The organism is Prevotella amnii CRIS 21A-A (assembly GCF_000177355.1).
In the GTDB taxonomy this organism is placed as follows: Bacteria; Bacteroidota; Bacteroidia; order Bacteroidales; family Bacteroidaceae; genus Prevotella; species Prevotella amnii.
The window spans coordinates 1-22,437 of the sequence record NZ_ADFQ01000027.1 but is presented as its reverse complement, the minus strand read 5'-3'; the positions used below and the strand labels follow the sequence as shown (position 1 = coordinate 22,437).

At 38.0% G+C, this 22,437-nt stretch carries 16 protein-coding genes; 11 read left to right on the top strand and 5 right to left on the bottom strand.

The genetic code is table 11. The annotated features are described in order from the left end of the window. Nucleotides 1-36: 36 nt before the first annotated feature. Together glgP and HMPREF9018_RS02840 are read right to left on the bottom strand one after the other, a co-directional pair. Nucleotides 37-2,595, bottom strand: a complete 2,559-nt coding sequence (gene glgP, locus HMPREF9018_RS02845) for an alpha-glucan family phosphorylase (RefSeq protein WP_008448051.1) — start codon at nt 2,593-2,595, stop codon at nt 37-39. Between the two features lie 23 nt (nt 2,596-2,618). Further along, complete coding sequence (locus HMPREF9018_RS02840) at nt 2,619-4,283, bottom strand: glycogen/starch synthase (protein ID WP_008447970.1); 1,665 nt, start codon at nt 4,281-4,283, stop codon at nt 2,619-2,621. A gap of 149 nt (nt 4,284-4,432) precedes the next feature. Between HMPREF9018_RS02840 and HMPREF9018_RS02835 the strand changes: the two genes are divergently transcribed. Further along, nucleotides 4,433-4,900 (top strand): hypothetical protein, encoded by a 468-nt coding sequence (locus HMPREF9018_RS02835; protein WP_039864164.1) that lies wholly within the window; start codon nt 4,433-4,435, stop codon nt 4,898-4,900. A gap of 103 nt (nt 4,901-5,003) precedes the next feature. Here the strand turns inward: HMPREF9018_RS02835 and nadC are convergent, their stop codons facing one another. Genes nadC through nadB form a run of 3 tightly spaced genes read right to left on the bottom strand, consistent with a single transcriptional unit; the run spans nt 5,004 to nt 8,500 of the window. After that, nucleotides 5,004-5,876 (bottom strand): carboxylating nicotinate-nucleotide diphosphorylase, encoded by an 873-nt coding sequence (gene nadC, locus HMPREF9018_RS02830; RefSeq protein WP_008448000.1) that lies wholly within the window; start codon nt 5,874-5,876, stop codon nt 5,004-5,006. 19 nt (nt 5,877-5,895) lie between these two features. Continuing rightward, a complete protein-coding gene (nadA, locus tag HMPREF9018_RS02825) occupies nt 5,896-6,888 on the bottom strand; it encodes a quinolinate synthase NadA (RefSeq protein WP_008447992.1) in 993 nt (330 codons plus the stop codon). A 34-nt stretch (nt 6,889-6,922) separates the two neighbouring features. Continuing rightward, the gene (gene nadB, locus HMPREF9018_RS02820; RefSeq protein WP_008448044.1) at nt 6,923-8,500 is read right to left on the bottom strand and encodes an L-aspartate oxidase; all 1,578 of its coding nucleotides are present in this window, start codon (nt 8,498-8,500) and stop codon (nt 6,923-6,925) included. 865 nt (nt 8,501-9,365) lie between these two features. Here nadB and HMPREF9018_RS02815 point away from each other — a divergent pair. The 10 genes from HMPREF9018_RS02815 (at nt 9,366) to HMPREF9018_RS02770 (ending at nt 22,335) form a co-directional block, all read left to right on the top strand. Next, on the top strand, nt 9,366-9,980 hold the full coding sequence (locus HMPREF9018_RS02815; protein ID WP_008448030.1) for a TetR/AcrR family transcriptional regulator: 615 nt from the start codon (nt 9,366-9,368) through the stop codon (nt 9,978-9,980). Nucleotides 9,981-10,004: 24 nt separating this feature from the next. After that, nucleotides 10,005-11,759 (top strand): ABC transporter ATP-binding protein, encoded by a 1,755-nt coding sequence (locus tag HMPREF9018_RS02810; RefSeq protein ID WP_008447932.1) that lies wholly within the window; start codon nt 10,005-10,007, stop codon nt 11,757-11,759. A gap of 26 nt (nt 11,760-11,785) precedes the next feature. After that, complete coding sequence (locus HMPREF9018_RS02805; RefSeq protein WP_008447950.1) at nt 11,786-13,525, top strand: ABC transporter ATP-binding protein; 1,740 nt, start codon at nt 11,786-11,788, stop codon at nt 13,523-13,525. A gap of 36 nt (nt 13,526-13,561) precedes the next feature. Beyond that, entirely contained in the window at nt 13,562-15,934 is a 2,373-nt protein-coding gene (locus HMPREF9018_RS02800; protein WP_008447974.1) for an efflux RND transporter permease subunit, read from the top strand. Nucleotides 15,935-15,944: 10 nt separating this feature from the next. Continuing rightward, complete coding sequence (locus HMPREF9018_RS02795; RefSeq protein ID WP_008448064.1) at nt 15,945-16,724, top strand: outer membrane lipoprotein-sorting protein; 780 nt, start codon at nt 15,945-15,947, stop codon at nt 16,722-16,724. A gap of 1 nt (nt 16,725) precedes the next feature. Further along, nucleotides 16,726-18,081 carry a DUF1302 family protein gene (locus HMPREF9018_RS02790; RefSeq protein ID WP_039864162.1) on the top strand — a complete coding sequence of 452 codons (1,356 nt, stop codon included), beginning with the start codon at nt 16,726-16,728 and terminating at the stop codon, nt 18,079-18,081. A gap of 37 nt (nt 18,082-18,118) precedes the next feature. Beyond that, nucleotides 18,119-18,520: a hypothetical protein gene (locus HMPREF9018_RS02785; protein WP_008447935.1), complete on the top strand. Its 402-nt coding sequence runs from the start codon at nt 18,119-18,121 to the stop codon at nt 18,518-18,520. A gap of 1,231 nt (nt 18,521-19,751) precedes the next feature. Next, complete coding sequence (locus tag HMPREF9018_RS02780; protein WP_019035815.1) at nt 19,752-20,057, top strand: hypothetical protein; 306 nt, start codon at nt 19,752-19,754, stop codon at nt 20,055-20,057. Between the two features lie 57 nt (nt 20,058-20,114). Beyond that, nucleotides 20,115-21,812 (top strand): DUF262 domain-containing protein, encoded by a 1,698-nt coding sequence (locus tag HMPREF9018_RS02775; protein ID WP_008447942.1) that lies wholly within the window; start codon nt 20,115-20,117, stop codon nt 21,810-21,812. Between the two features lie 10 nt (nt 21,813-21,822). Then, nucleotides 21,823-22,335 (top strand): TIGR00645 family protein, encoded by a 513-nt coding sequence (locus HMPREF9018_RS02770; RefSeq protein WP_008448034.1) that lies wholly within the window; start codon nt 21,823-21,825, stop codon nt 22,333-22,335. Nucleotides 22,336-22,437 lie beyond the last annotated feature (102 nt).

The window sequence follows — 22,437 nt, the reverse complement described above, 5'->3', positions numbered from 1 at the left end:
TATGTAAATAATTCTTCTTATTTCAGTTTATAGATATTATCCTATCCATTTAACATACGCAAAGTCTTGACGATGTGGTAATTTACTATTCTTAGGATACATACGAACACCATACTTATAAGACCCTGCAACGTTAGGATTATATTCCACTTCAAAGGTATAACAATTCCCTTCTGACTTCACCATCTTAAATGGTACTACCTCGAATACATTAACATCATCAACAGGAGTGTTATATAATATAACTAACTCTAACCCAACAGCGTTCTTTAAGCCTTGCTCATCAATAGTAAAGCTTAACTTTGCCTTCTTTCCTGTAGTAACATCATGTAGAGCATCAACATTCTTAGCTACAACATTTATTGCGTCCCACTTCTCAGCTACCTGCTCTTTCCATGCAGCAAGCTCCTTTGCAAGTTTATTATCCTTAGAGCATAACTCTGCAAAACGTTTAGCCTGACGGTTATAAAACTTATCAAAGTAATCGTCTAATTGACGCTTCATAGTATAATGAGGAGCTATTGTTGCTATAGAATTCTTTACTACTTGTATCCACTCCTTTGAATAACCTGTCTTAGCGTCCTTATTAAAGAAAAGTGGAGCTATCTCGTTTTCAAGCAAACTATATATTGTAGCAGCATCAAGCTGATCCTGATAATTCTGATCTTTATAGGTGCGCTTCTCTGGTAAAGCCCAACCTGCACCTTTACGATAACCCTCTACATACCAGCCATCAAGAACAGAAAGATTAACAACACCATTCAGCTCTGCCTTTTCACCTGATGTTCCACTTGCCTCAAGTGGACGTGTAGGAGTATTCATCCATATATCTACACCCGAAACCAAACGACGAGCCAACTGCATATCGTAATCTTCCAAGAAGATTATCTTACCCAAGAATTGTGGCATTCTTGATATTTCAAAAATCTTCTTAATAAGTCCTTGACCAGCACCATCAGCTGGATGAGCTTTACCTGAGAAGAAAAATAACACAGGACGTTCAGGGTTATTAACTATCTTATCAAGACGCTCTAAGTCTGTAAATAACAAATGAGCACGCTTATAAGTAGCAAAACGGCGACAGAAACCTATCATCAAAGCATTAGGATTAATCTTTTCTAATACCTGTACCACCTTTGCAGGATCGCCTTGGTTACGCAACCATTGTTGAGTAAACTTATCTTTTATATACTTTATAAGCTTTACTTTCAAAGCCATACGTGTTTCCCAAATCTCTGCATCTGGCACATTATATATAGCATGCCAAATGTCTTCGTTACTTTGGTCGCTCATAAAGCTCTTATCATAATACTTATCATATAGCTTACGCCACTCTGTAGCCGTCCATGTAGGAAGATGTACACCATTAGTAACATAACCTACACTGTTTTCTTCAGCAAAATAACCCTTCCAAAGTGGGGCAAACATTTTCTGACTTACCCAGCCATGCAGTTTAGATACACCATTTATTTCCTGACAAGTGTTACATGCAAAAGTACTCATACAAAAACGTTCTGAGTGATCATCAGGATTGGTACGTCCCATTCCTATAAACTCGTCCCATGATATACCTAACTTATTAGCATATGAACCCATATACTTTCCAAAAAGTTCTTCATCGAAATAGTCGTGACCTGCTGGTACTGGAGTGTGAACTGTGTATAAACCTGATGCACGTACAAGCTCCATTGCTTCATTAAAGCTCAAACCTTCTTCACGATAATCACATAAACGTTGCAAATTACAAAGTGCGGCATGACCTTCATTACAATGGTAAACATCTTTCTTTATACCTAATTTCTTCAATGTAAGCATACCACCTATACCAAGAAGAATCTCCTGTTTTAGACGATTTTCCCAATCACCACCATATAATGCATAAGTTATAGGACGATCATACTCCGAATTAAAATCATTATCTGTATCTAAAAGATAAAGCTTTATACGACCTACATTAACACGCCAAACAAGAGCTTTTACTATATAATCACGATAAGGAACCTCTACTACAAGCTGATTTCCGTCCTTATCGTACTCTCGCTCTATAGGTAAAGAATTGAATTGCTGAGCATCATACTTAGCTATCTGCTGGCCATCCATAGATAAGCTCTGACGGAAATATCCATAACGATAAAGAAAACCTACAGCGCAGAGGTCTACATTAGAATCAGATGCTTCCTTTAAATAATCACCTGCTAACATTCCAAGACCACCAGAATAAATTTTCAACACCTGATTAAGCCCATATTCCATAGAGAAATAAGCCACTGAAGCACGCTTAGCATTAGGCTTAACATCCATATATGCACGAAACATCTTATACACTTCATCTACGTGTTTCATCAATGTCTTATCCTTAACAATAGCTTCCAAACGCTCAAGACTTAAACGTTCAAGGAGCAAAACAGGATTATGTCCAACCTGCTCATACAAGTCCTCATCAAGACTCTTAAATAAATTACGTGCCTGATATGTCCATGCCCACCACATATTATGAGCAATTTCATTAAGACATACTAACTCTTTGGGAAGAGTTGATTTAACGTTTAACTCAGTCCACTGAGGTTCGTTAGTGTAATCTGACTTAATCTTCATTTTAGTTTTTGTTTATTATTTTATTATTCTATTATTTCTAATGCTGCCAAACGATCGTGTCCCTTACGCAAAGCATAATCATAAGCTACATCGTAATACTTTATAAATTTGCTCCAAAGAGCTTTTTTCGACAATTTATAAGCTGCATTCCTGCATTTATTAGCCTCTTTACTATCCATTGCAGCATATTTAACTATCGCTGATTTAATCTCCTCTATAACTTCATTATAGTTATAATCAGTACGATACACTACCTCTACACCGTCTTCTATCGTACTTTTACCATTATTCTCCTTATTTGCCCATAAGCCAAAACCTGCGAGATTAGTGGTTATACAAGGCACTTTAAAAGCAACAGACTCTAACGGTGTATATCCCCACGGCTCATAATAAGATGGATATACACAAAGATCATTACCTATAATAAGGTCGTAATAATCCATATTAAACACGCCATCATTACCTGTTAGATAACACGGTATAAAGATAATCTTCACCTTACTATCTCCTCCATTAGATATATTCAGAGAACGAAACTTGTTTAATATACTATCTTCTTCTCCATTATTCAGCCAATGGGTAATATAAGGAGCATCTAAAGGATTGGTATATTTATCTCCACTTTGCAACCTTTCTATTAGATCTTGTCGAGGACTATTAACCCAAGCAGGTACTTCTATAAATGCCACAACTTCTCTATCGAAATAAGAATCTTTACTAAGACTGTTGAGAGAATCTATAAAAACATCTATTCCTTTATTACGAAACTCATACCTACCCGATGTAGATATTATAAGCGTATCATTCCCAAGACGAGTTCCTAAAAGAGCATTTGCAACTTCCAATAACCTCTTCCGTGCTAAAGAACGATGCTTTACAAAAGCACTTCCCTTTGGTACAAACCCATCTTCAAACCCATTTGGTAGTACCACATCTACAGGTTTATCAAGCAACTCTGCACATTCCTTTGCAGTAATATCGCTCACTGTTGTAAAACAATCTACATTATGAGCTGTACTTTTTTCAATGGAATGCTTACTTTCCATATTCAATTCACGAGCCATTTGGTCGCCATTATAAGCCCAAAGATAATCATAAAGAGGCTTATTATTACCTGCAATACTACGCCCAATACAAGTAGCATGAGTTGTAAAGATGGTCGCTACTTCGGGTAGAGACTGCTGAAGTAATAGAGCAGCAAAACCCGTTTGCCACTCATTAGCATGAAAAACCACCTTATTTTCTTTAGATAAATAAAAACGATAGAAGCTTTCTACTACCTGAGATACTGCCAAAGAAAACAGTGCCGATTCGTCATAATCGCCATAAGCATGCAGACTATCTACCTGATATGTATTCCATAACTGGGTAAAAAAATCGTTTTTTATACTATTTAAATGATTATAAGCTACCAAAAAAGCAACTGGACGACCTGGAATATCCCAACGTCCAACCTTTACTTTAAGCCCTTCTTCCTTAGCTTTCTTCTGCCAAGAAACATAAAGAGTATCATCTTCTTTAAAATATAATGAATTATCTCCTCCACTAAAATCAGGACCTATAAATATCAAATTATCTTTTAATCTTTCTTGCAACGTCTTAGAACGTGTTGAAAGAACAGTATAAATACCGCCTACTTTATTACATACTTCCCAACTAGTTTCAAAGATAAAATCCGGAAATAACATTTTTATAACCTATATTATTACTAAATACTTTGGGGTACAAAGATACCATAAATAAAAAGAAAGCGCAATTTTAAACCTTTTATTTTGTGAAACCTTATATAATTACTTGATTTAAAATAGTATCTTTGCAAAAAATAAGCGAAAAAGTTATGAAAAAAGCAAAAATAATATCTATAATAACACTCATCTCTTTATCATTAACGATAAAAGCACAAACGGTAGATAATAAACAAAACAACCAATCATCAGCACTTACTACTGGAGTAAATCCTTTTAAAGCTCATTTGGTAAACGATGAATATCAGGTATGGCTGGATATTGATTTTATAAAAAACAGCATCAAAATACCTGGTCAGGAGATATTAGGAAACCTACCTGGATATTTTGGTGCAAAGCGTGATACACGCAAATGGATAATTTCAGAAGCCACAATAAAGGGAAATACAGCCAAACTTATCATCATAAACGATTATGGTTCAGAAGATTTAACAGCCGAATTACGTATTAACAAGAATGGCACATACTCTCTAAAGCAGCTTTCTGGCAGTACTATAAAGATAGTAGTAAACAACAAATGGCTAAAAATACCTAAAGAAATAGTATTCATTAGAAAGTAAGCTATACTATTATAGCTATAATATAATAATATGCTTACTTACATTAAGACTATCATATAAACATAGCTTTAATAATGATCTTTTAATAAAGCTCTTATCGTTTCTATATTTTCAGCTTACTGCTTCCTGTTGCTTTCAGGCTCATGTCTAAGCACTTTACGCTATGCGTTAATGCTCCAAAGGAAATGAAATCAACTCCAGCCTTAGCATATGGTATCATATTTTCATAAGTTATACCTCCACTCGACTCTGTTTCACATCTTCCATTTACTATCTTTACCGCTTTTGCAGTTTCTTCTGGTGTGAAATTGTCAAACATTATCCTATCACACCCTTCCAATAGAGCCTCTTCTAATTCTTTAAAATCACGAACTTCACACTCTATCTTTAAGTCTTTCCCTTTATCTTTGCAATATTTCTTTGCTTTTGATATAGCGTTATGTACACCTCCACAGAAGTCTATATGATTATCTTTTAGTAGTATCATATCAAATAAGCCTATTCGGTGATTCATTCCTCCACCTATTTTTACAGCTTCCTTTTCTAACATTCTCATGCCCGGTGTAGTCTTCCTTGTATCCAGAACTCGTGTCTTTGTTCCTGCATCTATCAAAGCTTGTTGATACTTATGCGTCATTGTTGCAATACCACTCATTCTTTGAAGAACATTTAAAAGAAGTCTTTCCGTTTGCAATATACTTTGAACTTTACCTTTTACAGATAGTACAATATCGCCCGGCTTAACTTTTTCGCCATCGTTAATAAAGACTACTACCTCAAGCTCTGGATCAAACATGTGAAATATTTCTTTTGCAATGTTTATACCTGCAAATATTCCTTCTTCTTTTATTAACAACTTGCTTTCACCTATAGCATCTTTGTCTATACAACAAAGGGTGGTATGATCTCCATCACCTATATCCTCGTTAAAAGAAAGTTCTAATAATCTCCTATTACATTCTTTTTTTGAAAACATATATTATACTCCTATATTCTTATAATCTTAATCTTTTTGATATTTCTAACATCTTATTTATAGGTCTTATAGCTTTTTCGGCTATATCTTTATCTACCTCTATATTAGGCCACTCATACTTCAAGCAATTATATAACTTTTCTATAGTTATCAATTTCATAAAATTACACTCATTACATGCACAAGTACTATCATCTGGCGGGGCTGGTATAAATGTTTTTTGCGGTGCCGATTTCTGCATTTCATGTAATATTCCACTTTCTGTTGCAACAATAAATTCTTTAGCACTATCAGTAATACTAAACTTCAATAATGCTGCTGTACTACCCACTTTATCAGCTAATCTTAATATAGGACCTTTACATTCCGGGTGTGCCAGTATCTTAGCCTTTGGAAAATCCTTTTTTAATTCTAATATTCTCTCTACAGAAAATTTTTCATGTACATGACATGCTCCGTTCCAAAGTAACATATTTCTACCTGTTAGCTTGTTAATATAACTACCCAAGTTTTCATCAGGCCCAAAGATTATAGGTGTATCTTTAGGAAACGACTCTACTATTTGCCTTGCATTACTACTTGTTACAACAACATCAGTAACAGCTTTAGTTGCTGCAGTAGTATTAACATAACTAATAACAACATGATGAGGATGGGCTTTTACAAACTTTTTAAATTCATCAGCTGGGCAGCTTTCTGCCAAAGAGCAAGATGCATTCAAATCTGGAACAAGAACTACTTTGTCCGGACAAAGTATTTTATTTGTTTCTCCCATAAAATGCACACCACACATAACTATTATTTTAGCGTCAGTAGCTGCTGCTTTTTGAGCCAAAGCAAGACTATCTCCTACAAAATCAGCTACTTCTTGTATTATACTCTCCGTATAATAATGAGCCATGATGATAGCATCTTTTTCTTTACACAGCTTGCGTATTTCGCTTTTAATGTTTGCTTTATCAGGTATAGGCTCATCGATAAAACCTTTATCTATCCATTCCTGTTTTATCATAACTTTTTTTTTATTCTTACGGCGTTATTTTATTTTAATCATGCCTCGGATAATCTATTGTATAATGAAGCCCTCTACTCTCTTTACGCTCTATAGCCTGACGTGCTATAAGATAACCAACATTTATCATATTTCTTAATTCACAAATGTCTTTTGTTGGTTTTACACGCTTAAACAATTCTTCCGTTTCTTCATATAACAAATCAAGACGTTTTAAAGCTCTTTGCAAACGAAGGTTGCTACGCACTATACCTACATAGTTCGACATTATTTGCCCCACCTCTCGCTCATCTTGAGCTATCAAAACTTTCTCCTCATTAGTCATAGTACCATCATCATTCCAAAGAGGAACAGAATCGTTTATACTATAACCGTCTATTACTTTCATAACATGGTTAAAGGCTGACTTAGCATATACTACAGCCTCTATTAAAGAGTTGCTCGCCAATCTGTTACCGCCATGTAACCCTGTGCAAGAACATTCTCCAATGGCATATAATCTCTTTATAGAGCTTTCCCCGTTTAAATCTACCTTAATTCCTCCGCACATATAATGTGCACTTGGACAAACAGGAATATATTGTTTTGTAATATCAATACCTATTGATAAACATTTTTCATATATATTAGGGAAATGCTTACGTGTTTCATTTGCATCTTTATGCGTTACATCTAAACATACATGATTAAGCCCATGTATTTTCATCTCTCTATCAATGGCTCTTGCAACGATATCTCTTGGTGCTAACGATAAACGTGGGTCGTATTTATGCATAAACTCCTCTCCCGTAGGTAAACGTAAAATAGCCCCATAGCCTCTCATTGCTTCTGTAATAAGATATGCGGGGTGAGTTTCTGCTGGATTAAATAATACTGTTGGGTGAAATTGCACAAACTCCATATCTTTAACTGTGCCTTTAGCTCTATAAACCATAGCTATACCATCACCTGTGGCTATATTAGGATTAGATGTTGTAGCATATATAGCACCTACTCCTCCTGTAGCCATAACCGTTACTTTACTAAGGAATGTGTCCACCTTATTTGTTTCAGGATTTAGCACATACGCTCCAAAACATTCTATGTCTGGTGTCTTACGAGTTACTTTTACTCCTAAATGGTGTTGAGTAATTATTTCTACAGCATAATAGTGTTCAAAAACTGTTATATTCTTATTTTGCTTTACTGCTTCCAATAGTTTTTTCTGAATTTCGTTACCTGTATCATCAGCATGATGAAGAATACGAAACTCGCTATGACCACCTTCTTTATGCAAATCATAGTTTCCTTGAGGAGTTTTGTCGAAATTTACTCCCCACTCTACTAAATCTTTTATAGCTTCAGGAGCATTACGAACAACGTTCTCTACGGCTTTTCTGTCTGAAATAAAGTCGCCAGCTATCATGGTATCTTCTATATGCTTTTCAAAGTCGTCCACCTTAAAATTTGTTACAGAAGCTATACCTCCTTGCGCTTTAGACGTGTTAGATTCTTCAAGTGATGTCTTACATATTAAGGCAACTTTCCCTTTACCACTGTTTGCAGCTTTAAGTGCAAAACTCATTCCTGCTATTCCACTACCGATAACAAGAAAATCAAAATTATGTTTCATTTTAATACATAAGTTATTTTGTATACCGTAATAAATTAATTTTCAGCAGAATAAGTGCCTGAACAACTGTATAATTGCTCATAATCTTAACAAGTCGTGAATTTTACTTAGCGTAGTATCTAAAAAAAATAACAGCAAACTCAACAACTCGTATGGCAAAAATACAAATAATTTCCGACAAACTATTTGTTTTTAAAGATATTTTCTCCATCAAAAAAAACAAATTATAATCATATACCTTATAATAATGATATTTAAACAAGAAAGAAAACACGGTTTCAACTTACTAAAACTAAGCTATTACACAATAATAAGTAATATTTAATGTAAAAACAAGATATATTTGAAAAACAAAAATAGGTTATTTTTAATGGAAAAATAAATTAAAAACACTCAAAAAATAACTTATTTTTCATTCTTATACATTGTCTTTTATCTCTACAAACACCATTTTTTTTGTCTACAAAACTATTCTTTAAGCACTAATAAACTTATTATACATCAACAGTTTAGTTAATATTATATTATTTTTCATGAAAGTAAAAGTTATGAAATAAAGACAGAATAAAAAATAAGAATTTTAATATTTACAATTCACTTATAAAAAGTTATTTTTCAAAAATAGCAAAATACCTATTTTTTGGTATTGTTACATTATAAATCCATTATTATCTTTGCATTGAATTAATTATCCATGCTGATGATAAAAAGTAAACATTACATATCACTGGAAAATAGAATCTCTTTAAACCAGGCGCACCGTTCAAAAAAACGGTGCGCTTTTTTTATGAACATAACGAAACATTGTTCATTATTAACAAACAATTACTTTCCTAATACTTACTCATAGCTTTTATTATTGATTATGCAGATATTAAAAAACGACATAAAGCAACGCATTTTAAACATTGCTCGAGAGGAGTTTCTTGCACACGGCGTAAGAGATACTTCCATTCGCACAGTGGCACGAAAGGCAGGTATTGCCGTTGGCAACATATATAATTACTTTCGTAGTAAAGACAAATTGTTTTGTGAAGTGCTTTCTCCTCTTATCAAAACACTTAACAAACACATACTATCACATAATGATGAAAAATTCCTCTCAATAGATGTTTTCAGTATGAGGCAACGACAAATAGATTATATCTTAGACATGTTATCCATTATAAAGGATTTTCGTCCAGAGTTACGCCTACTTCTATTCAAATCGGAAGGAACATCATTACAAGGGTATAAAGAAAAAATGATAGATAGACAAATGCAAGTGGGTATAGAATACATACGCTTAATGAAGGAACGCTATCCACATCTTAACAGCAACATATCACCGCTGCTAATTCACATCACTTGTTCTACGTGGATAACAGTTTTCTGCGAGATAGTAGAACACGAAGATTACAGCGACGAGGATATCAAAGTTGCCATGGAGCAGTACATGGACTTTAGCATGGCAGGATGGAAAGCATTACTGAAACCATAAAACTATTTTTTTTAACAAGTATATATGATAACAACACTAAAACGTTTAGGAGCTTACATGGGAGGGCGCAAATACTTGCTGCCATGCTCCGTAGGGCTATCGGCAATAAACGGACTGCTATCCCTAATTCCATTTATCCTGTTATGGATAATAGTACGCACACTACTAACAGCTAAAGGCAACCTCTCAAGCACACCACTTATAGACTATGCCTTATGGGCTTTCCTCATATCGGTGGCAAACGTGTTGCTATATTTCATTGCCCTGATGTTCTCACACTTAGCTGCCTTTCGTGTGGAAACCAACATGAGACGTAAGGGTATGAAACAGCTTTTAAAAGCTCCTATAGGCTTCTTCGATACTCAAAACACGGGGCGTATGCGCAAAATCATAGATGAAGATTCTGCACAGACCCACCAGTTTGTAGCACACATATTGCCAGACGTAGCAAGCTCCATAGTAGCCCCCATTGGAGTAATAATACTTCTTCTCGTAATAGACTGGCAACTTGGATTAGCGTCAATGGTGCCCATAGTATGCGCATTTGGCATAATGGGATTTATGATGGGCGGCAAAAACTACCAATTCCAGCGACAATATCTCGACGCACAAGAAAAGATGAGTGCAGAGGCTGTGGAATATGTAAGAGGTATTCCTGTAGTAAAAGTATTTCAACAAACAGTATTCTCTTTCAAAAAATTCTACAACAGCATTATTAGCTACCGCGACCTTAGTACTAAATTTGTTCTTATGTGGCGCACACCAATGTCTGCTTACACCACCATTATAAACGCTTTGGCATTCTTTCTTATACCCGTTGGAATCATACTCATAGGGCATGGAAAACAAGCAGGGATAGTAATATCGGATATTATATTATATGTCCTCATATCACCTGTCATAGCGTTAAACATAATGCGGGCAATGTACCTCGGACAACATCTATTTATGGCTAAAGAAGCATTAAGCAGACTGGAAGGGCTTGTATGTGTAAAACCACTTTCAGAAAGCACAAAAGCACAAACATCTAAAAAGTTTGACATTAGTCTTCACGATGTATCTTTCCGTTACGAAGGAGCTAACAAAGACGCAGTGAGCCACATCAATCTTACCATTCCCGAAGGAAAAACCGTTGCGCTTGTAGGAGCATCGGGTAGCGGAAAGACCACCATAGCAAGATTGATACCCCGCTTTTGGGACGTATGTCATGGCAGCATTACCATAGGCGGCATAGATGTAAGAAATATGAGCAAGGACGAGCTTATGCGCAACGTGTCGTTCGTATTCCAAAACATACGACTATTTAAAACATCTATATTAGAAAACATACGATACGGTAATCCAAATGCTACAACAGATGATATTAACCGAGCTATTGATTTATCACAGAGCCGCGAAATTATTAACAATCTGCCACAAGGCATAAACACTATAATAGGTAGCGAGGGTACTTATCTCTCAGGAGGAGAACAACAGCGCATAACACTTGCCCGAGCCATACTTAAAGACGCACCTATCATAGTGCTCGACGAAGCTACTGCCTTTGCCGACCCTGAAAACGAACATCTCATTCGTAAAGCACTATCACATCTTACGCATGGCAAAACAGTATTAATGATAGCACATAGACTAACCACCGTGCAAGAAGCCGACAACATTGTCGTAATAGATAACGGAAAAATAGCCGAGCAAGGTACACACAGCGACCTTATAGCTAAAAAAACACTATATTATAACATGTGGAATGAATACAAAAAGTCAGTTACTTGGAAATTATAACCCATCACTAAAAAACATATATCACTATGATAAAATATCTTCAACAACGCTTTGCTCTTACCAATAAAGGAGCAAAAGACATGATACGAGGCATCATATTTTCTACATTGCTCAACTTTGCTTTAATGCTGCCACCATGCTACTTGTTTTTCTTCCTAACAGAACGCATTGACAATAATTCGCTATCACAACATCACCAACTGGTATTCTACCTGATATTAGCTGTTGTCTTAGCTGTAATAATGTTTATTATTACACGATGGCAATACGATAGTACCTACACCACCATTTATGCTGAAAGCGCACGAAGACGCATAAGCATGGCTGAAAAGCTACGCCGCCTACCTTTGGCATTCTTTGGAGAACGTAACTTGTCAGATCTAACCTCTACGGTAATGGAAGACTGCACCATGCTGGAACAAATCTTTTCACACTCCATTCCACAGATATTTGCGTCTATGACAAGCATAACACTCATAGCTATAGGCTTATTCTGTTACGACTGGCGATTAGCCATTACCCTATTCTATGTAGTTCCGTTAAGTATAGTAACATTATTTTTTGCACGCCAAAGATTAGAGAAAGCCTATGACAAGTTATATCATATTAAAAGAGGTGTAACAGAACAAATACAAGAGGGCTTAGAATGTGTACAAGAAATAAAATCATACAATGGAGAGGAAGCATATAACAATAGTTTTGATAAAAGACTGAAAGAATATGAGAAAAATTTAATTAAACATGAGTCGATAGCAGGTGTTATAGTAAACTTTTCTTTTGTACTAATAAAGTTAGGTATGCCATCAGTTATCCTTGTGGGAGCATGGCTTTTACAACGTGGAGAAGTATCTATATTCCACTACTTTGCTTTCCTCATCGCCTCGGCTATGGTGTACAACCCCATAATGGAGGTATGTACCAATATTGTTACACTCAACTTTTTAGATGTTCGCATCAAACGCATGAAAGAAATAAATGCTATGCCCACACAAGAGGGAAAGAAAGATGTAAGCATTACCAATTATGACATTGAGTTTCACAATGTATGTTTTGCATACGAAAGTAACAAACAAGTATTACAAAACGTTTCGTTCACAGCACGACAAGGAGAAATAACAGCACTTGTAGGATCATCTGGAGGAGGAAAAAGCACTGCTGCCAAGCTCGCTGCACGCTTTTGGGACACAAATAGTGGTAAGATAACACTGGGCGGACACGACATCTCTGACATAGAACCAGAGACATTACTCGAAAACTATGCCGTAGTGTTCCAAGACGTTATGCTATTTAATGCCTCCGTTGCCGACAACATACGCATAGGAAAACGCAACGCCACCGATGAAGAAATAAAGCACGCCGCTCAGTTAGCACAGTGCGATGACTTTATCAGTCGTATGCCACAAGGTTATAACACCATAATAGGCGAAAACGGAGAAACGCTCTCTGGAGGTGAACGGCAACGCATATCAATAGCACGAGCCTTACTGAAAAACGCTCCTATAATACTTTTAGACGAAGCAACTGCAAGTTTAGATGCCGAAAACGAAACAAAAATACAAGCTGGAATATCCGAACTTGTACGTAACAAGACCGTCATCATCATTGCCCACCGTATGCGCACCGTCAGAAATGCCGATCATGTAGTAGTGCTATCTGGCGGAAAAGTAGTAGAACAGGGCACACCCGACGAACTAATGGCACAAAGTGGAGTATTCTGCAAAATGGTAAAAATGCAACAAGATACTACTTCTACAAACATCTCATAATAAACAAAAGTAGAAACAACGTAAAAGGAATAAATCATGAAAATAGAAAAAATAAACAACCTTTTCAGGCTGTTGGCCAGCTTGATTTTGCGCCATCGGCTTGTTGTGGGTGCGCTGTTTGTAGTAGTCATCACCTTTTCGCTCGTTGGAGCGAAGCGCATCGTTATGAAAACCTCGTTCGACGACTATTTCCTAAGCGACGACCCCATGCTGCTAAAGACCAACGAATTCAAGTCTATTTTTGGTAACGACTACTATGTAGCAGTGCTTGTGAAGAACAAGGATATCTTCTCCAAACACAGTCTAACGCTCATTCGTGAGCTGAGCAACGAACTGAAAGATAGCTTATCGTATGCCGACAAGGTAACATCGCTCACCGATATTGAGTTTGCCTCTGGTACAGAAGAAGGTATGACCATAGAGCAGATTGTACCAGAGCAGATTCCATCGGATGCAGCTGGACTGAAAAAAATCAAGCAAAAGGCTTACAGCAAACCCTATCTGGCGAAGAAAATGGTATCGACAGATGGAACAATGACATGGATAATGGTAAAGCTGCGTCCCTTTCCAGCAGACAGTGTTTGGAAAAAGACAAGCGACATGGCTCCCGACATGATTACTGGCAGGGAAACTGGACATATCATAGGCAAGGAAAAATATGCAGAACTATCGCCCGCTGCCGCAGGAATGCCTTATCTGAGCTATGAAAAGGTGGTCTATCTCAAGGGCGAAATGGGACGATTGTTCCTCTTCGCATTTATCATCTCTATTGTGGTAATGCTCATCGTAACTCGTTCGCTACGCGGAGTAATAGCACCATTGCTAACATCTATCTTAGGACTGCTCATCAGCTTTGGCATCATCGGCTGGACAGGCATCTACATAGACATGACAACCATGATGATAGCCGTCATTCTCACCTTTGCTTGCTCCATTGCATACAACATACACCTATACAACTTCTTCAAGACTCGCTTCGTAGAAACAGGTAAGCGCAGGCTATCCATCATCGATGCTATGGGAGAGACTGGTTGGGGCGTATCGCTCTCGGCACTCACCACCGTAGCTGCCATGATGACTTTCCTTTCTATGAACATCGTACCCATGCAGGCTATTGGCCTCAATACATCAATCTGTCTGCTCGCTGTATTAATTACCTGCCTCTTCATCACTCCCATTCTGCTATCGTTTGGCAAGGATAGAAGACCAGCCGCCAACATGTCGAAAAGTTTTGAGGGCTATATTGGCAATCGGTTTGAGCGATTCGGGAGCTTTGTCATACGCAATCATCGAGGCATTGTCGCTTTGTCGGTGGTGCTGACTATTTTCTGTGGTATCGGGCTATTCTTCATAGAACCAGCGTTCGACATTGAGAAGACAATGGGTAGAAAAGTGCCTTACGTCAACAAATTCCTCAATCTTTGCGAAACGGAACTCGGCTCCATGTATGCCTACGATTTGATGATTACGCTGCCGCACGACAACGATGCCAAGAAACCAGAAAATCTGCAGAAGCTCGACCTATTATCAAAAATTGCTGATGGCTACAAGCTAACTAAACGCCACAACTCCATCACTGACATTGTGAAAGACATGAATTGCACTCTAAACGGAAACAAGCAACAATTTTACACCATTCCCAACAATGCCGATATGGTAGCGCAACTGCTGTTACTATACGAAAACGCTGGAGGAACGGAGTCGGAATACTGGATGGACTACAACTATAAACGGCTAAGGCTACAAATAGAACTTAAAGACTACAACTCCAACGAAGCGGAAAAGGAAATGAACAACCTTCAGACAGAGGCAAGCCGTCTCTTCCCCGATGCACACGTTTCAGTAGTGGGAAATGTTCCACAATTCACCGTCATGCAACAGTATGTGGAGCGAGGGCAAATGTGGTCTATGATACTATCGGTACTGGTTATTGGCATTATCCTCGTTCTGATTTTTGGAAACTGGAAAGTGGGACTCGTAGGTATGATACCCAACATAGCCCCTGCCATTATCGTAGGTGGAATGATGGGCTGGCTCGGCTACCCACTCGACATGATGACCGCTTCGCTAATCCCGATGATATTGGGTATCGCTGTCGATGACACCATTCATTTCATTAACCACAGTCATGTGGCATACGACAAATATGGCAACTACAAAACAGCCATCAACCGCACCTTCCGCACCGAAGGACTTGCCATTGTAATGTCCACTGTCGTCATCTCGGCTACATTCATGGGATTCGTCTTCTCCGATGCCACACAAATGTGCAATTGGGGCATACTGGCAGTGGCTGGAATGGTATCGGCTTTATTGGCTGACCTCTTCCTTACCCCTATCCTCATAGACTATCTCCACATATTCAAGCAAGAGAAAGCAAACATAAACAACACTCAAAATAACAATTAAAACAAAAAATATGAAAACAAGAAATTTTATATTGCTGCTCATCGCCCTTTTGGCAATTGGCAGCGCACAGGCAGCAGGACTGTCTGGTAGAGATATTATGCAAAAAGTAAAAAACAGACCTGATGGCAACACACGCTACGCTAACGTAGAGATGACACTCATTCAGCGAAGTGGACACAAGCGCATCAGAAAACTCGAATCATGGGCAATGGACATAGGCAAGGACACTAAGAAAATTATGTTTTTCACTTATCCCGGAGATGTGAAGGGAACAGGATTCCTCACATGGGAGTACGACAATCCTCGTAAGGTGGACGACAAGTGGCTCTATCTGCCTGCCATGAAAAAGACAAGACGCATCAGCGGTAAGTCGTCGAAGACCGACTACTTTATGGGTAGCGACTTTACCTACAACGACATGAGTATGCGCAGTGTAGACGAGGAACGACACCAGCTCCTGCGAGAAGAAAACTTAGGCGGACACAGATGCTGGGTGGTGCAGTCGATTCCTAACGACAAGGACGAAATCTATGCACGTCGAGTAACGTGGATAAGACAGGACTGTTTGATGGCTGTCAAGGCAGAATATTACGACAAACTAAACAAGCTACACCGCCGACTCTCTATCTCCAATATCGACAAAGTACAGGGATTCTGGACGATGCACCTCATGCTAATGGAAAATGTGCAGACGGGTCACAAGACCATCATTCGCATGGATAACCAGCGATTCAACATCAAGGTGGCACCCAACCTCTTCACCGTTTCCAAATTGGAGAAAGGACTCTGATATGAAAACACTCTGGTTATGTATGCTATTGCTTGTGCCTATGTTCTCGGCACAAGCATCAGCCCAAATAGACACACTGCAAACAGAGAACGACACTATTGTTTGTAAAGATAGCATTAACAATTTAGAAAACACTGTCTATAGTTCGGAAAGAGTTTCGCAAGAAGCGGCCGAAACTACCAATGATAATAATTTACAGTTACAGCTGAAAGGTTTTCTTGATACCTATCACGCCATAAGGACAGAGGGAACAGCCGAGTGGATGGCATCGAGGACTCGAGTACGAGGAGAGCTGAAACTTGAAAAAGGGGCAGCTTCACTCTTTGTGTCACTGAACGCTATCTACAACGGTATACTCAAAGCACACACGCAACTGGAGCTGCGCGAGGCTTATCTTACATACGAAAAGGGTAATCTTGACCTGCGTGTAGGAAGGCAGATTGTAGTATGGGGGGTAGCAGATGCACTGCGACTTACCGACTGTGTGTCGCCGTTCGACTATACCGAATTTCTCGCACAGGACTATGACGACATTCGTATGCCTGTCAATTCCCTACGTGCTAAGTATACAATAAAAATGGTTACGATTGAGGCTGTATGCAATCCTGTAACCGATTTCTTCATACTGCCCACTGATAAGCGCAATCCATGGGCTATACGCCTGTCGTCCTCACAATTGCCCTATACAATAGATTTAGAAAGCGGAAAACCCAAAAAACAACTAAAGAATATGGAGTTTGGCGGACGCATAAGCGTAAACCTAAGTGGAATAGATTTCTCTGTGAGTGGCTTGCGGACGTGGAACAAGCAGCCTGCCTTTTGCACTAAACTGACGGCTGACGGAAAATCACTTCTCATAACCGGTCAGTACCACCGTATGACTATGCTCGGTGCCGACTGCTCTATGCCCATAGGTAAGTGTGTTGTCCGTGCCGAAATAGCCGACTATATAGGCGAGGCGCAGAGTGTAATCTTGGGGCAAAATGCTGTGCAACGCAACTCCCTCAACGCCCTTGCAGGACTTGATTTGTATCTGAGCAACAACTGGAACATAAGCCTTCAGTACTGCCACAAATACACTTCGGGCAACCTTGACGGACTTTCTGCCTATCACAATGCAGGACTTGCCACCGCACGGCTTGCAAAAGAACTGCTACACAACACGCTGAAAATATCTACCTTTGCCTACATTGATGTAACAGACGGTGGTATCTTCAATCGTTGCTCGGCTTCCTATTCACTTAACGACCAAATAGAGCTTACCGCTGGCTACGACTATTTCCATGCCGACAAAGGTAAGTTCGCTATGTACAATAAAAACTCTGAAACATGGGTAAAAGTTAAATACAGTTTCTAAAAATAGGTTAGTCAGAGCCGATTTCACAAAAAAGATATTGTCTGATACTACCACCGAAGATAAAACAGAAATAGCAGGAACAACAATTCGTATTCTTTCGCCAGTCTTACAGCAAGGACATGGAAAAGTTTGGAAAGGAAACTATTCAGGAAAAACAATTGATTTCAAAGTCTTAGACAAGGAGTTCTTGGAACAAGTTTATAATAATGAAATTAAATTTGGGACAAATACAGTGATAACTTGTACTCTTATTACTATTACAAAAAAGAAAGTAGAGAATGGAGAACACACAAACTTAAAACCTGAATATGCTGTGAAAGATATTCTCCAGTGGGAAGATGACAATACCTTTAAGAACAGTACCAAACAATATAAGAAAATTAAGGCTAACGAGCAACAGTTAGATTTATTTAATCAAGATCAAATCCAATATAAATAAGAGTTTTACTAAAAACGTATAAAGAAAGATTATAAACTAAGCTTACTGAAATTTGATTCCATGCTAATACTCTTGAAATTGTCTTATAAGACAATTTTTGCTATCTAATAGCTATTGATAATTAGATCGCTACCGAGATGGCTTTTTGAGTAAGAAAAACCATAATCGGGTAGGAGGTAAATGTTATTCATAAAAGGCATTTACCTCCTACTTTCACATTTACCGACCTCCCACACCACCGTACATGCCGTTCGGCATACGGCGGTTTTTCATACTTTTACACCTCACGGTATGTGGCAAGTTATTTTCAGCTATCCATTTGAGTAACGTCACTTCCATTCTATTGTCGGATTCCGTTCTATCGCCTTAGATAGAGAACTCCTTTCGGATATCTGACGAAGAGATTCGTAGAGTAACATTCATTTACTATTACACTGAACGTGTAGGCACACGTACCTTGGGGACTATGACCTCTGCTAACCTCTAACGGCAACCTTTACTCCGCTTCTTTCGTAAAAACAACTATTAGAAACGTCCGTGAGACCTCCTCGGATAAGAACATTATCTTTCCATCTTATACCTACTTCATTTAGACCAGCCGTTCCGAATAGCTATAGGGCTTTGGTTTGTTTTGCAATCTTATCCACGGTTATATGCCTTATATGAAGTTCCTGTTCGTTAGGTCAGATGTTTGCCGCCAGCTTCCTTTAGATTTCACCTCACAATGAACACCCTTGCTCTTGGCTATATAATTCCCGCTATTAGGGCTAACTCGGACTTCCACCCGAGATAGATAATGCTCATGCCGAGCGTACAAACAGAAACCTGCATCAATAATGATGCGGGTTTTCTTTTTCTCTTCTCTTGAAAAATCTTTGTTGCTTTTCATCAAAAATATTAGTTTCCTCCAGAATATCTCAAAAAATTTATATCTTTGCAGTCGAGCGTATTATATACTCATATTTTTTGATAAAAAAGAGGCGTTATGTCTTCTTCTTGTATGTGAAAAGCGTCGGAAACTATTCACTTATATAGACAAGAGATGGCTTAATGGTCTCCACGCATATAGCGTGGGGCTGTTATTCTCACATCTGTCTATAGAGGTATTCCGACCACCTTCACATTAAGATGTGGATATACAGTTCCACGCTTCTTGCATGAATACTCTAATACCCCAATAGGAACTGTAAGGGAATAACAGTTGCGCCCGACACGAATTAGGGAAGATAAAATGATAGCAGATGTAATTCTAAAAAATGGATGGTATCAATCATTAAATGAGTCTGGCAAAAGGATTCAAGAGAAGTCCCAGAGTTCAATGGGTGAGCTTCAGGGCTTTACAGACAGATTTATGGTTTTTTACGAGAATGGCTGGTTTAAAACAGTTGATGAAACATTCCAAAAGATAGCAGAAAAATCCGAAAGCAGTGTTGGAATGTTCAAAAATGCGACAGGGACATATATGGTTTTTGTCAAAAACGGTTGGGCCGTTACCTACGACATGAAATTCAAGAAAATTAGTGAAAGACACGTTTAAACAATATTAACCAGCAGAGTGGCATGTGCGAGCTTTACTGGTTCTACCTAATTTACAATGGAATCATTAACTAATATTTCTGCAATGCTCTCGGGCAAGAGTATTGCAGTGCCTAACTATCAACGTGCTTATTCATGGGACACAGATAGTGCAAACAAAAGTGCGAAGCAAGTCAATATATTCTTATCAGATTTACAGGATTATGTAAACAGTCATACTTCTACGCCATACTATTTAGGACATTTTCTTTTTGAGGAAAAAGGAGAGAATGAGTATGCTATTATAGATGGACAACAGCGATTGACAACTACTGTTATATTTCTATCTACTCTCTATAAACGATTGAAAGAAATTAGAAATATAGACAAGGTGGAAGATTTCGATGATGACTTGTATATATCCTATTGCAACACAATTAAACAGCGAAGTCAATATCGTTTTTCTACTGTGGATTACGACAATCAGATGTTCCGAGACTATGTTATAGAACAAACATCCAATAATCATAGCGATATAGATACGCTTTCAAAGGCGAGAATTGTGGCTGCATTCGATTATTTTACAGCACAGCTTGCAGATATTGAAGAAAAAGATCTTCTAGCTCTTCTCAACGCCATTACCCATGCTTCATGCACTACACACGTAGTTAAAGATGCCGCAGAGGCTGTACAGATGTTTATTTTCCAAAACAACCGTGGGAAAAAACCCACCAAATTGGAAATCATTAAGGCTCAGTTTATGTATCATATACATTTACATGCGCCATCAGAGGAGACAGATCCTATATTATCAGAAATAACAGAAAGATTTGAGCATATCTATAAATCAATTTCACAAATAGAGAGCTATCTCGATGAAGATAATATCCTGAATTATACCGTCAAGATTTTCAGAAACAATTTGGAAGATATCAGCTCCACAGACTTTGTAAATGAACATTTAGGTAAAGGAATCAATAGCATTGCTTTTATACGTGACTTTACACGCTTATTGGCCTCATGCTTTGCCCAAGCTGCCAAATTTCTCCAGCAAGAAAAAAGAAATATGGCTTATCATGCCTTGTTGGTTTCGGCAGACAAAGGTATCATGTTCCCCTTTATCATCAAAGCCATGCGTAATGGTATGGAACAGGATGGACTAAACCTATTGGCAAAATCTTTAGAACAAATATTCTTACGCAATCGTGTTATCGGCACTCGTGCTAATTTACTGTGGCGCCTCAATAAATGCTATCAAGAAATGAAATCTGATGCAATGACAGTTGTCAATCATATTGAATGGATAAAAAATCGAAATGATTGGTGGGGATTTTGGAATAACGGAGAGCTTGCTCGTTGTCTCAATATGGGGATGAATCATCAAACAGCAAAAATTCTCTTATGGAAATACGAAAACCATCTGATAGTAAGTGGAAAATCAGGTTATAACCCTGTTAGATATGACAGCATTGAGACTCCGCACCTTGAACACATCGCACCACAGACCGAAAACACAGAAGCAGATAATGGTTATTGCTCTTATGATGAAGATTTCTATAACCGATATTTGGAAAATTTGGGCAACTATTTGCTGCTGTCTGGCAGTCATAATATGTCATTGAGCAATGGCAGATTCCAGATAAAGCGTGATAGCTATACACACTTACAGCAACAGTTAGAAGTTCAGAGAATGACGGAGAATGACCTACTTTGGGACAAAGAGAAAATTCATCAGCGTCACTTAAAGATAGTCAACTTTTTGATACAAGCACTTTAAAAATAATAGCATGAGTAATAAATTAGAAAAGGCGATAGAGTGGTGTGTCTTTCAAAGTAGATGGCTTCAAGTTCCTGTATATCTTGGCATGTGCGTCGTGATGGGAATGTATTCTTACGTTTTTTGTAAAGAAGTCATACATAGCCTGATAAACATAGAGACTTTCACAGAAGAAACGATGCTTATGCTGGCCATAGGTATTGTGGATGTTTCAATGGTTTTGAATTTAATCATTGTGTGCGTAATTGGAGGATACTGGTCGTTTGTCAGCAGACTGGAGATTATTGAGAAAGACAAGGATAGTTGTCAGTTCGGTTATCTTGGTAAGATAAATCCAAATGCATTAAAGCACAAATTGATGATTTCGCTAATTAGTATTTCTGCCGTTCATTTATTGGAAACATTTGTAGCTGAGAATATTGACACACAACACACAATTATGCAAATTAGTATTCATATTGTGTTCGTTTTGTCCGCTTTGGGCATTACATACATGGATAAAATCGGGCATACACAACATTAAAACAGAATAGAGAATAAATGTTCGAGTGAAGGAAACGTCTATACAGTATTTCCTTCACTCGTTTTTTATCTCACATTTTCTCCATCAGCCTGTCCATATCTC

Coding starts and splice junctions, on each gene's coding strand:
- glgP (WP_008448051.1), bottom strand. CDS start 2,595: ATGAAGATTAAGTCAGATTACACTAACGAACCTCAGTGGACTGAGTTA.
- HMPREF9018_RS02840 (WP_008447970.1), bottom strand. CDS start 4,283: ATGTTATTTCCGGATTTTATCTTTGAAACTAGTTGGGAAGTATGTAAT.
- HMPREF9018_RS02835 (WP_039864164.1), top strand. CDS start 4,433: ATGAAAAAAGCAAAAATAATATCTATAATAACACTCATCTCTTTATCA.
- nadC (WP_008448000.1), bottom strand. CDS start 5,876: ATGTTTTCAAAAAAAGAATGTAATAGGAGATTATTAGAACTTTCTTTT.
- nadA (WP_008447992.1), bottom strand. CDS start 6,888: ATGATAAAACAGGAATGGATAGATAAAGGTTTTATCGATGAGCCTATA.
- nadB (WP_008448044.1), bottom strand. CDS start 8,500: ATGAAACATAATTTTGATTTTCTTGTTATCGGTAGTGGAATAGCAGGA.
- HMPREF9018_RS02815 (WP_008448030.1), top strand. CDS start 9,366: ATGCAGATATTAAAAAACGACATAAAGCAACGCATTTTAAACATTGCT.
- HMPREF9018_RS02810 (WP_008447932.1), top strand. CDS start 10,005: ATGATAACAACACTAAAACGTTTAGGAGCTTACATGGGAGGGCGCAAA.
- HMPREF9018_RS02805 (WP_008447950.1), top strand. CDS start 11,786: ATGATAAAATATCTTCAACAACGCTTTGCTCTTACCAATAAAGGAGCA.
- HMPREF9018_RS02800 (WP_008447974.1), top strand. CDS start 13,562: ATGAAAATAGAAAAAATAAACAACCTTTTCAGGCTGTTGGCCAGCTTG.
- HMPREF9018_RS02795 (WP_008448064.1), top strand. CDS start 15,945: ATGAAAACAAGAAATTTTATATTGCTGCTCATCGCCCTTTTGGCAATT.
- HMPREF9018_RS02790 (WP_039864162.1), top strand. CDS start 16,726: ATGAAAACACTCTGGTTATGTATGCTATTGCTTGTGCCTATGTTCTCG.
- HMPREF9018_RS02780 (WP_019035815.1), top strand. CDS start 19,752: ATGATAGCAGATGTAATTCTAAAAAATGGATGGTATCAATCATTAAAT.
- HMPREF9018_RS02775 (WP_008447942.1), top strand. CDS start 20,115: ATGGAATCATTAACTAATATTTCTGCAATGCTCTCGGGCAAGAGTATT.
- HMPREF9018_RS02770 (WP_008448034.1), top strand. CDS start 21,823: ATGAGTAATAAATTAGAAAAGGCGATAGAGTGGTGTGTCTTTCAAAGT.